Source organism: Novosphingobium sp. 17-62-19 (assembly GCF_002256775.1).
Classification (GTDB): Bacteria; Pseudomonadota; Alphaproteobacteria; order Sphingomonadales; family Sphingomonadaceae; genus Novosphingobium.
This window is the reverse complement of sequence record NZ_NCII01000063.1, coordinates 17,718-29,595: the sequence shown is the minus strand read 5'-3', so window position 1 is coordinate 29,595 and position 11,878 is coordinate 17,718. Positions and strand designations below refer to the sequence as shown.

Sequence of the window (11,878 nt, the reverse complement as noted above, 5' to 3'; positions counted from 1 at the left end):
CCTTTTCGTTCGGCCCGGTTCTCGGTCCGCTCGATGATTTCCTGATCGCGCAAGGCACGCACCAGCGCCTGTTCGACAAGATGGGCGCGCACCTGATCGAGCATGAAGGCGCATCCGGCGTCCACTTCGCCGTCTGGGCACCCAACGCCAGCCTCGTCAGCGTCGTCGGCGATTTCAACGATTGGGACCACCGCCGCCACCCGATGCGCCGCCGCGCCGATATCGGCGTGTGGGAAGTGTTCATCCCCGACATCGGCGAACACCGCGCCTACAAATACCGCATCACCGCCGCTGATGGAACAGTCCTGCCGCTCAAGGCGGACCCTTATGCGCAGGCCGCAGAGTTCCGCCCCAGCACCGCCTCTGTAACCGCGCACCCGGTGAAGATGGACTGGGGCGACGCCGATCACCGCGCCCACTGGGCCAGTGTCGATGCCCGCCGCCAGCCCATGTCGATCTACGAAGTCCATCCCGGCTCATGGCAAAAGCCCCATGACGAAGGCTTCTACACATGGGACGAACTGGCCGACCGCCTGATCCCATATGTCGCGGAAATGGGCTTCACCCACATAGAATTCCTGCCGGTCTCCGAACACCCCTATGATCCATCATGGGGATACCAGACCACCGGCCTCTACGCTCCCTCCGCCCGCTTCGGCCCACCCGAAGGCTTCGCCCGCTTCGTCGATGGTGCCCACCGCGCAGGCGTTTCGGTGCTGATAGACTGGGTGCCCGCGCACTTTCCCACCGACGAACACGGCCTCGTCAATTTCGATGGCACCGCGCTCTATGAACACGCCGATCCGCGCCTTGGCTTCCACCCTGATTGGAACACGCTGATCTACAACTTCGGCCGCCGCGAAGTCGTCAGCTTCCTCGTCAACAACGCGCTGTTCTGGGCAGAGCGCTACCATGTCGATGGCTTGCGCGTGGATGCCGTCGCCTCGATGCTCTACCGCGATTACTCACGCAAAGCGGGCGAATGGATTCCCAACGACGAAGGCGGCCGCGAAAACTGGGAAGCCGTCGAGTTCCTCAAGGCCATGAACCGCGCGGTCTACCAGACCCACGCCGGGTTCCTGACCATCGCCGAGGAATCCACATCATGGCCCGGCGTCAGCAAGCCCGCCTTTGATGAGGCCCCGCGCGAACACTTGGGCTTCGGCTTCAAGTGGAACATGGGCTTCATGCACGATACGCTGCAATACATGGCGCGCGATCCCATCCACCGCCAGTATCACCACAACGAGATCACCTTCGGCCTGACTTACGCCTTCAGCGAAAACTTCGTCCTGCCACTCAGCCATGACGAGGTCGTCCACGGCAAGGGCAGCCTGCTGAACAAGATGAGCGGCGATGATTGGCAGAAGTTCGCCAATTTGCGCGCCTACTACGGCATGATGTGGGGCTACCCCGGCAAGAAGCTGCTGTTCATGGGCCAGGAATTCGCCCAGCGCCGCGAATGGAGCGAAGCGCGCAGCCTCGATTGGGATCTGCTCGATGCCCCTGCTCATGAAGGCGTCCGCCGCTGGGTCCGCGATCTCAACCGCGTCTACACCACCCGCCCCGCCCTCCACGCCCGCGATTGCGAGGGTGAAGGCTTCGAATGGCTGGTGGTCGATGATGCCCAAGCCTCAGTCTTCGCGTGGCTGCGCAAGGCCCCCGGCGCAAAGCCCGTGGCGGTCATCTGCAACATGACGCCCGCCGTGCACGATCACTATCGCCTGCCCCTGCCCCACGATGGCGCATGGCGCGAAGTGCTGAACAGCGATGCACAGGACTATGGCGGCAGCGGCATCGGCAATCTGGGCCAGGTGCAGGCCGAACACGGCGCAGCGCTGGTGGTGCTGCCACCACTCGCCACGCTGATACTGGAATTCGAAGGATAAGAACGGAGGGCTACCGGGGATGCGTGAAACTTACTCTCAGCCACTTGCGCGCGATGCAATGGCCTATGTCCTTGCAGGCGGACGCGGCAGTCGCCTGAAGGAACTGACCGACAACCGCGCCAAGCCTGCCGTCTATTTCGGCGGCAAATCGCGCATCATCGATTTCGCGCTGTCCAACGCAATCAATTCGGGCATCCGCCGCATCGGCGTTGCCACGCAGTACAAGGCGCACTCACTGATCCGCCACATGCAGCGCGCGTGGAATTTCATGCGCCCTGAACGCAACGAAAGCTTCGACATCCTCCCCGCCTCGCAGCGCGTGTCCGAAGATCACTGGTACGAAGGCACCGCCGATGCCGTGTTCCAGAACATCGACATCATCGCGTCATACGCCCCTAAATACATGGTCATTCTGGCGGGCGATCACATCTACAAGATGGACTACGAGCTGATGCTGCGCCAGCATGTGGAAAGCGGCGCAGACGTGACCATCGGCTGCCTCGTCGTGCCCCGCATGGAAGCCACCGGCTTTGGCGTCATGGCGGTGGACACCACCGACACGATCACCGATTTCATCGAAAAGCCCGCCAACCCGCCCGGCATCCCCGGCAACGAGGAGATGGCGCTGGCATCGATGGGCATCTACGTGTTCGACACGAAATTCCTGTTCCAGATGTTGCAGGAAGACGCTGACGATCAAAACTCCAGTCGCGATTTCGGCAACGATATCATCCCCAAGATCGTCAAGAACGGCAAGGCCGTCGCCCACCGCTTCACCGCCTCATGCATCCGCGCGGCCGAAGAAATCGAGGAATATTGGCGCGATGTGGGCACCATTGATGCCTATTTCGACGCCAACCTCGACCTTACAGACATTGTGCCCAAGCTCGATATGTATGACCGGGACTGGCCAATCTGGACCGACCAGATCATCGCTGCCCCCGCCAAATTCGTGCATGACGAAGATGGCCGTCGCGGCATGGCAATCTCCTCGCTCATATCGCAGGACTGCATCGTTTCCGGCGCAACCGCCAAACGCAGCCTGCTGTTCACCGGCGTGAAGATGGGCTCATTCTCAAGTTGTGAAGAGGCGGTCATCCTGCCCTATTGCAACATCGGCCGCAGCGCCCGCCTCAGCCGTGTCATAATCGATTCCGGCGTCCGCATTCCCGAAGGCCTTGTCGTCGGAGAAGACCCCGAACTCGACGCCCGCCGCTTCCGCCGCTCGGAAAGCGGCGTCTGCCTCATCACCAAACGGATGATCGACCAGTTGGTATGACGATCAAAGTTCTTTCCATCGCGTCTGAGGCCGTCCCCCTCATCAAAACCGGCGGCCTCGCCGATGTAGCAGGCGCCCTCCCCTCCGCCGTCGCACCCCACGGCGTGGAGATGACCACGATCCTGCCCGGCTACCCGGCGGTGCTGAAAGCCCTCTCCCGCCCCCGCGCGGTCCACACATGGGACAACCTGCTGGGAGAAAAGGCGCGTCTGGTCGGCGGCAAGATCGATGGCCACCCGCTGCTGGTGGTCGATGCCCCCGCATTCTTCCAGCGCGATGGCGGCCCTTATGTCGATGACGCAGGCAAGGACTGGGCCGACAACTGGCGTCGCTTCGCCGCCTTCAGCCGCGCCGCTGCCAATGTCGCAGGCGGCGCGGTCAAAGGCCGCAAGTTCGATCTTGCCCACGCCCATGATTGGCAAGCCGCGATGGCACTGGCCTACCTCCGCTTCGCCCCGCCCGAAGCTGGGCGGCGCATCCCCACGGTCATGACCATCCACAACATGGCGTTTCAGGGCCATTACGGCGCAGACCTGTTCCCCGCCCTCGCCCTGCCGCCTCAAGCCTTCGCGATGGATGGCATTGAATACCACGGCGGCATCGGCTTTCTGAAAGCGGGCCTCGAAGCCGCCGCTGCCATCACCACCGTCAGCCCCACTTATGCGCGCGAAATCCGCACCGCCGAATTCGGCATGGGCCTCGAAGGCCTGATCCAGAGCCGCCATGACCGGGTGCACGGCATCGTCAACGGCATCGATACCGCGCAATGGAACCCCGAATCTGACCCAGCGCTCAAGGCCAAATTCAGCGTCAAATCCTTGCCAAAGCGCGAAGCCAACAAGCACGCATTGGAAGCCGAATTCGGCCTCGAACCCGGCGATGGCCCGCTCTTCGTGGTCATCACCCGCCTCACCTGGCAAAAAGGCATCGATGTCCTTCTGGAATGCATCGACCACCTCATCGGCATCGGCGGACGCCTCGCCCTGCTCGGCTCGGGCGACAAGGCAATGGAAAACGCCTTCCACGCCGCCGCCTTGCGCCACCCCGGGAAAGTTGCCGTCCGCATCGGCTATGACGAAGCGCTCAGCCACCGGATGCAGGCAGGCGGCGATGCTATCCTCGTGCCGAGCCGCTTCGAACCCTGCGGCCTCACCCAGCTCTATGGCCTCGCCTATGGCTGCGTCCCTGTCGTCGCGCGCACAGGTGGGCTTGCCGATACGGTCATCGACGCAAACCTTGCCGCTGTCATGGGCGGCGTTGCTACCGGCGTGCAGTTCAACGGCGTTCACTATGCCGCGCTGGCCGATGCGATCAGCCGAACCGTAACACTCTACTGGCAACGCGACACTTGGCGTGCCATCCAGCGTGCCGGCATGAAAACAGACTTCTCGTGGAGCCGTTCGGGCAAAGCCTATGCGGACCTCTACGCCACCCTCATTGCGGAGACCCCATGACCCGTACCGTTCCGTCGACACCCTATTCCGGCCAGAAGCCCGGCACCTCCGGCCTGCGCAAGAAGGTCAAGGTTTTCCAGCAAGATAACTACGCCGAAAACTTTGTGCAGGCGGTGTTCGATGTAGTGGAACGCACCCCCGGCAGCACTCTGGTCCTCGGCGGAGACGGCCGTTATCACAACCGCACCGTCATCCAGCAAACCATCCGCATCGCCGCCGCCAATGGCTATGGCAAGGTTCTCGTCGGCAAGGGCGGCATCCTCTCCACCCCCGCCGCCTCAAACGTCATCCGCAAATACGGCGCATCGGGCGGGTTGATCCTCTCGGCCAGCCACAACCCCGGCGGCCCGGACGAAGATTTCGGCATAAAATACAACATCGCCAACGGCGGCCCCGCCCCCGAAGGCGTGACCGATGCGATCTACGCCCGCACCCAGACCATCGACCGCTGGCTGACCGTGGATGCGCCTGATGTGGATCTCGACACGCTGGGCACTACGCAAGTGGGCGGCCTGACGGTCGAAGTCATCGATTCCGTTGCGGACTATGCTGCACTCATGGAAGCACTGTTCGATTTCAACGCGATCCGCGCCGTCGTTCAGTCCGGTTTCACAATGTCGTTCGACGCAATGAGCGCCGTCACCGGCCCATACGCCACCGAAATCCTCGAAAATCGCCTCGGCTTTGCCAAGGGGACCGTCCGCAACGGCGTCCCTCTGGAAGACTTCGGCGGCCATCACCCCGATCCCAACATGGTCCACGCGCACGAACTGTTCGAAACGATGATGGCGGCCGACGCTCCCGATTTCGGCGCAGCCTCAGATGGCGATGGCGACCGCAACCTGATCGTAGGCCGGCACCGTTTCATCACCCCGTCAGACAGTCTCGCCATGCTCGCCGCCAATGCCCACCTCGCGCCGGGATATGCGAGCGGCCTCAAAGGCATAGCCCGCTCGATGCCCACAAGTGCCGCCGCTGACCGCGTGGCCGAAGCCATGGGACTTCCCGCCTTCGAAACGCCTACAGGCTGGAAATTCTTCGGAAATCTGCTTGACGCCGGCATGGCCACAATCTGTGGTGAGGAAAGCGCAGGCACCGGCAGCGACCATGTGCGCGAAAAGGATGGCCTCTGGGCCGTGCTGCTCTGGCTCAACATCCTCGCCGTGCGCAAGATCAGCGTCGATGCGCTGGCGCGTGAACATTGGGCAAAGTTTGGCCGCAACTACTATGCCCGTCACGACTACGAAGCGCTGCCGACTGACATCGCTGATGCGCTGATGGCCGAACTCAAAGATTCGCTCGCAGCTTTACCGGGCAAGTCGTTCGGATCACTCGAAATTGCCGAAGCAGACAACTTTGCTTACCTCGACCCGGTCGATGGTTCCACCAGCAGCAACCAGGGCGTCCGCGTCCTGTTCGTTGGCGGCTCGCGCGTCGTTTTCCGCCTGTCCGGTACCGGCACCGAAGGCGCAACGCTGCGGGTCTACCTCGAACGCTATGAGCCAGTCGGCGGCGATCTCGACCGCGAAACTCCTGATATGCTAGCAGAACTTATCAGCGCAGCCGACGAAATCGCCGGAATTGCCCGTCACACCGGCCGCACCGCGCCCGATGTGGTGACGTGAAGCCGGGAGTCTCGATCACAGACGGGCGGACCCGCTTTACGGTCCGCTCTCCCCGCGCAGAAGCGCTGACGCTCTGCCTGTTCGATGGCTCAGCGGAACAGCGCGTGCCGATGATGCGCGAGGGAGACAACTGGACCGTTGAAATTGCGGCAGATTTGCGCGGCACCCGCTATGGCTACCGCGCATCCGGCGAATGGGACCCGCCCACCGGTCTGTGGTTCGATCCCACCAAGTTGCTTGTCGATCCTCACGCCCTCGAACTCGACAAACCCTTCACCTATGACGCCAGCTTGTCAGCCTATGGCGTTGAAACTGCAGCAATTGTCCCGAAAGCAATTGTTACGGCGCCAGAGCGGGTTCCAACCGCTCCTCCGATTTTCCGCCACGGCGGACTGATCTACGAACTCAACGTGCGCGGCTTCACCATACTGCATCCCGATGTGCCCGAAGCCATCCGGGGCACCGTGGCAGCATTGGCCCACCCATCAATCATCAGTCATCTCAAACGCTTGCACGTCTCAGCGGTGGAACTCATGCCGATCGTCGCATGGATAGACGAGCGCCACCTGCCCCCACTCGGCCTGACCAATGCATGGGGGTATAATCCCGTCGCCATGATGGCGCTCGACCCGCGCCTGTGCCCCGGCGGTGTGGCGGAATTGCGGGATACGGTGGCCGCACTGCGCGCCGAAGGCATCGGCGTTATTCTCGATATGGTATTGAATCATAGCGGAGAATCCGACGCTCTCGGCCCCGTGATTTCACTGCGCGGACTCGACGATGCCGCCTATGCCCATGCGCCCGATGGCAGCCTGATCAACGATACCGGCTGCGGCAATACGCTGGATTTCGGCAACCCTGCAGTCCGCGAATTGGCGCTCAGTACTCTGCGACACTTCGTAAGCCATTGCGGCGTCGACGGATTCCGCTTCGACCTCGCCCCGATCATGGCGCGCAGTCCTGGTTTCGCCGCCGATGCGCCGATCTTTGCAGAGATTGCCGTCGATCCTGTGCTGGCAGACCGCATTCTCATTGCCGAACCGTGGGATATCGGCCCCGGCGGATACCAATTGGGAGCTTTCCCCGCTAACTGGCTGGAATGGAACGACAGATTCCGCGATGACGTCCGCCGCTTCTGGAAGGGTGAAGCGGGACTGGGCCTTCTGGCGACGCGGATTGCCGGATCTGCCGATATTTTCGGGAAGGCCTGCCGTTCGGTCAACTTCCTCGCAGCGCACGATGGCTTCACTCTGGCGGATTCGCTTGCATTCGAACAGCGGCATAACTGGGCCAATGGCGAGCAGAACCGTGATGGCCACGGCGAAAACTTCAGCTGGAACAATGGGATAGAGGGCGAAACCGATAATCCAGATGTGCTTGCTGCTCGCGCCGCCTATGCTCGTGCGATGCTCGGCACGCTGTTCGTCTCTACCGGCACGATCATGCTTACGGCGGGCGACGAATTCGGGCGGAGCCAGCGTGGGAACAACAATGCCTATGCGCAGGACAATGCCGTCACCTGGATCGACTGGGAGCGCCGCGATCTGGCGCTTGAGGCCTATACCTGCGAACTATCCGCTTGGCGCGCCTCAATAATTTCTGACTTTCAGAGCTTTCCCGAGGACGGAATGTGGCAAATCCTGAAGTGCACCAAAATGCACCTAAACGACACCAAGATGCACGCTGGCGACTGGGAAAACCCCTTAACCCCCGGATTCCGCTGGCAAAATTCGACTTACGGATTCACCGTTCAGCGCGATCCTCCGCTGGCTGGTCCAAGCCCAATTTCGTCTTCCGAAAATCGCTCGCCGTCTGCCCCGTCCGCGCCTTGAAGAAGCGCGCAAAGTAGGCCGGGTCTGCGAATCCCAGCGCATAGGCAATTTGGGCCACCGTCGCCCCGGTAAACGCCAGATTTCTTTTTGATTCCAGCACTATACGATCATGCAGCAGGTCAGCTGGTGCCTGTCCCGTCAGTGCCCGCGTGGCGCGGGTCAGCGTGGATGGGGTGGTGCCAAGCGCCTGTGCATAGGCCGAGATCGACCAGTGTTCCCGATAGTGCCGTTCAACCAGCGAACGAAACCGAGCGACAAGTGCGCTATATGATTGGGAAATTGGCAAATTTTTCCTATGCGCTGCTGCCTCAAGCGTTGTGACGAGGATGAGGGCAACCTGTGCCAGCAAGCCCGGCCCCGCCGCCTGCCCTTGATGAAGCCGCGCTGCCAAGTCGGTGAGAAGCCAACTTAGCCGCGTGGCGGTGGCGGTACTCGCTTCCAGCTTCACCGCTTGCGTTTGCTGCAAATCTGCAAGGATGGTGAGCAAACCCGCAATGCAGGGATCGTTGACCAGATCGGCGGCGAGCGAAAGAACCCAGCCTTCAACCGCTGGATCGAAGTGGAAGGCATGGACGCAGGCCGGGGGAATGAGGATCAGCGCAGGGCCAGTCATATGGCTTTGTCCGCCCTCCCCATGCACCGCGACCGTGCCTGATTCTATGAGCAGGACTTGCAGCATGTGCGGGTGGGCATGTGGCGAGATGGTCCAATCGTGCAGGCTGGAGCGATCGAAGATGCGTTCCAAATGGATGAATTCGGGCGGCAAGGAAGCGCCCTTCTCCCCATAGAGGGCGAAGCGGTCGATGCTGGACTTGATCATTCGGCCAATGTGCAGCCTTGCGCGAAAAGTGCAAGCATTTGCACGCAAGCTGCGTGGCGGCGTAGCTCGCCGCATGGCAGGTTTGCCGAACCTGAGAGAGGAAACCTGCCCATGGCAACCGTAATTGAGCGGCCCGAGTTCCGCTTCGATCCCTATTCCCCGGCCATCGACGCCGATCCCTTCCCTGCCTATAAAGTCCTGCGCGACGAATATCCGTGCTTCTGGTCCGAAGAGGCCGGGAAATGGGTGCTTTCGCGCTATTCCGATGTGCTGAACGCGCTGCAGGACTGGCGCACTTATTCTTCGGCCAAGGGCAACCTGGTGGATGAATTCCCCGGCCGTGCAGGATCGACGCTCGGGTCCAGCGACCCGCCGCGGCATGACAGGCTGCGCGCGCTGATCCAGTCGGCAGTGACCAAGCGGGCGCTGGAGCATATCGTTGATCCGGCACGCGCTGCGGCGCGGGCGCATCTGGCGGCGCTGGCGGACAAGCCGGTGTTCGATCTGGTGGGTGACTATACCTCGAAGCTAACCGTCGACCTGCTGTTCTACCTCTTCGCATTGCCCGATGAGAACGCCGATCTGGTGCGGCATAACGCGGTGTTGATGGTGCAGACCGATCCGGTGACCCGCCAGAAATCGCCCGAACATCTGGCGGCATTCCACTGGATGGCGGACTATGCCGAAAAGCTGGTGCAAGCCCGCAAGGCCAATCCGGGCGACGATCTGCTGTCCAATTTCATCACCGCCGAAATCGATGGCGAGAAGCTGCTCGACAAGGAAGTGCAGCTTACCGTGACCACGCTGATCATGGCGGGGATCGAGAGCCTTTCGGGCTTCATGGCGATGTTCGGGCTGAACCTTGCCGACCATGCAGAGGCGCGGCGTGCGCTGGCGGCCGATCCGTCGTTGATCCCCGATGCCATCGAGGAATCTCTGCGGTTCAATACTTCGGCCCAGCGCTTCAAGCGGACGCTGACGCGCGATGTGGAATTGCATGGGAAAGTGATGAAAGCCGGTGACGCGGTGATCCTGGCTTACGGTTCAGCTAACCGCGACGAGCGGGTGTTCGACAATCCCGATGCCTATGACATCACGCGCAGACCCAAGCGGCATCTGGGTTTTGGTGGCGGGGTCCATGCCTGCCTTGGATCGATGATTGGCAGGCTGGCGACGCAGATTGCCTTTGAGGAACTGCTGGCGGTGGTGCCTAAATTCACGCGGGTGGACGAAACGCTGGACTGGGTGTCCTCATCAAACTTCCGCAGCCCCAAGGTTTTGCGGCTCAAGAAAGGATAGCGCGCGCCTCAGACGGCGCGGGCCATGCACGATTCATCGCAAGGGCGCGCAATTGCCCTTGCGGCTATGACGCAGCGCATCCACTTTGCGAGGCCAAGGATATTTAACCGGGGTCTCGCAGAATGGTTCCTGAGCGGCGCAAATTTTTGGGCGCCATGATCGTAACGGCTGGCAGCGCCATGATGGGCGGGCCGCTTGGTACTGTGCCTGCTATGGCCGTGACGCCGGTGCGCGAACCTGAAATCTCGCCCTTTGCCCAGCCCACTCGCCCATTGCTGGTTCGCCGTGCTGTGGCAGCACTCGATGCCCACGGGAAACACATTCAGCATCGTGATTTGGTAGGATTGGTCGATTTTTCAAAGGCATCGCGCGAGGCACGGTTCCATCTGATCGATATTGAGGGTGGGAAACTGCTGTCCTCCCACCTTGTTTCGCACGGCAGCGGATCGGACCCTGCGAACAGCGGGTGGGTTCAGCGGTTTTCCAACCAGTACGGCTCATATGCCTCAAGCAACGGCGCATTCCTGACCGGCGTGGCCTATCGCGGGAAGCACGGAAATTCGCGGCGATTGATCGGGCTTGAGGACGTGAACAGTGCGGCAATGGAGCGTGGTATCGTGATCCACGCCGCAAGCTATGTCAGCGACGAGATGGCGCGGACGCAGGGGCGTGTCGGGCGCAGCCAAGGCTGTTTTGCCTTTTCAAACAATGATATTGGCGCAGTTCTTGAGAGATTGGGCGAAGGCCGGCTGCTCTACGCAGTGAAGTAACCGTTAGCTGAAACCGGCGCGACAGGCTTCGGCCAAGCTGCTGCCTTGCTCCACCAGATCGGGCCTTTCACGCGCGGCGATGAGGCCGAGTGTGCGCCGAAAATCGTATTCAGCCAGTGGCACCGCAACCACGCCTTCACGCAGCAACGATTGCGGTGCGGTGGTGACGCCCATTCCAGCCCGGACCATTTCGATGCAGCGGTCATCATTCGAAGAGCGAAGGAAGAACGGCGGGCGCACGCCGCGCTGGGTGAACCAGCGGCTGGTTTCGCCCAGAATTTCGCATGAGCGCCGCGCGATCATGGTTTCGGCGGCAACATCGCGGGCTTCGATCAGCGTGGCTCCGGCCAAGGCATGGCCTTCGGGCAGGAACAGACCGTAGCCTTCCTCGCGCAGCGTCAGCGATGCGCGCTCGGCATCCTCTGGTCGCATCAGGGTCAACGCGGCATCGATCTGCCCTTCCCCAAGCTTGCGCCGCAATTCGGCATCAGTGCCTTCGGACAAAATCAGCGGCTGCGCACCGGAAAAGCGGCGCACCGTGGCAGACAGCATGGCCGTTGCGATGGAGGGCAGAATGCCGAGCCGCAACGGGCTGAGCGGCACCGGCGCATCGGCAAAGGCGGCTTCGGCGGCGCGAAATTCACGCTCTATGGCGCGGGCGTGGGTGACGAGGCGCGCGCCTGCCTCTGTAAGGCGCACCTGCCGCCGTTCTCGCAGGAACAGGCGCGTTCCGGCGAGGCGTTCGAGTTCGGCAATCGCGGCAGACAAAGTAGGCTGCGAAATCGCCAGTCGCTCTGCTGCACGGGTGAAATTGCCGGTCTCGACAAGGGCGAGGAACTGGCGGAGGTGCGCGCGCTTCATCATAGGAAAAACCTATCGCAAACCCCGACATAAATCAATTTTGAGCGAT

At 61.7% G+C, this 11,878-nt stretch carries 9 protein-coding genes; 7 read left to right on the top strand and 2 right to left on the bottom strand.

All coding sequences use genetic code 11. The features are described from left to right. The 5 genes from glgB to glgX form a co-directional block, all read left to right on the top strand. Nucleotides 1-1,889 (top strand): 1,4-alpha-glucan branching protein GlgB (glgB, locus tag B7X90_RS12255; protein WP_292624834.1); only part of this gene is annotated, 1,889 nt, incomplete at its 5' end. A gap of 19 nt (nt 1,890-1,908) precedes the next feature. Next, nucleotides 1,909-3,168 carry a glucose-1-phosphate adenylyltransferase gene (gene glgC, locus B7X90_RS12250; RefSeq protein WP_292624832.1) on the top strand — a complete coding sequence of 420 codons (1,260 nt, stop codon included), beginning with the start codon at nt 1,909-1,911 and terminating at the stop codon, nt 3,166-3,168. After that, nucleotides 3,165-4,622, top strand: coding sequence for a glycogen synthase GlgA (glgA, locus tag B7X90_RS12245; protein WP_292624830.1), 1,458 nt, complete (start codon nt 3,165-3,167; stop codon nt 4,620-4,622). The genes glgC and glgA overlap by 4 nt, the downstream gene beginning before the upstream one ends. Next, nucleotides 4,619-6,247 carry an alpha-D-glucose phosphate-specific phosphoglucomutase gene (locus tag B7X90_RS12240; protein ID WP_292624828.1) on the top strand — a complete coding sequence of 543 codons (1,629 nt, stop codon included), beginning with the start codon at nt 4,619-4,621 and terminating at the stop codon, nt 6,245-6,247. The genes glgA and B7X90_RS12240 overlap by 4 nt, the downstream gene beginning before the upstream one ends. Beyond that, entirely contained in the window at nt 6,244-8,079 is a 1,836-nt protein-coding gene (glgX, locus tag B7X90_RS12235; RefSeq protein WP_292624826.1) for a glycogen debranching protein GlgX, read from the top strand. Before B7X90_RS12240 ends, glgX begins: the two co-directional genes overlap by 4 nt. On the opposite strand, the gene B7X90_RS12230 is transcribed toward glgX, so the two are convergent. Next, a complete protein-coding gene (locus B7X90_RS12230) occupies nt 7,991-8,899 on the bottom strand; it encodes a helix-turn-helix domain-containing protein (RefSeq protein ID WP_292624824.1) in 909 nt (302 codons plus the stop codon). The genes glgX and B7X90_RS12230 overlap by 89 nt on opposite strands. A gap of 111 nt (nt 8,900-9,010) precedes the next feature. Here B7X90_RS12230 and B7X90_RS12225 point away from each other — a divergent pair, with 111 nt between their 5' ends. Together B7X90_RS12225 and B7X90_RS12220 are read left to right on the top strand one after the other, a co-directional pair. Next, a complete protein-coding gene (locus tag B7X90_RS12225; RefSeq protein ID WP_292624822.1) occupies nt 9,011-10,198 on the top strand; it encodes a cytochrome P450 in 1,188 nt (395 codons plus the stop codon). 155 nt (nt 10,199-10,353) lie between these two features. Next, the gene (locus tag B7X90_RS12220; RefSeq protein WP_292624821.1) at nt 10,354-10,968 is read left to right on the top strand and encodes a murein L,D-transpeptidase catalytic domain family protein; all 615 of its coding nucleotides are present in this window, start codon (nt 10,354-10,356) and stop codon (nt 10,966-10,968) included. A gap of 3 nt (nt 10,969-10,971) precedes the next feature. Here B7X90_RS12220 and B7X90_RS12215 read toward each other — a convergent pair whose 3' ends face one another. After that, a complete protein-coding gene (locus B7X90_RS12215; protein ID WP_292624820.1) occupies nt 10,972-11,829 on the bottom strand; it encodes a LysR family transcriptional regulator in 858 nt (285 codons plus the stop codon). Nucleotides 11,830-11,878: the final 49 nt, after the last annotated feature.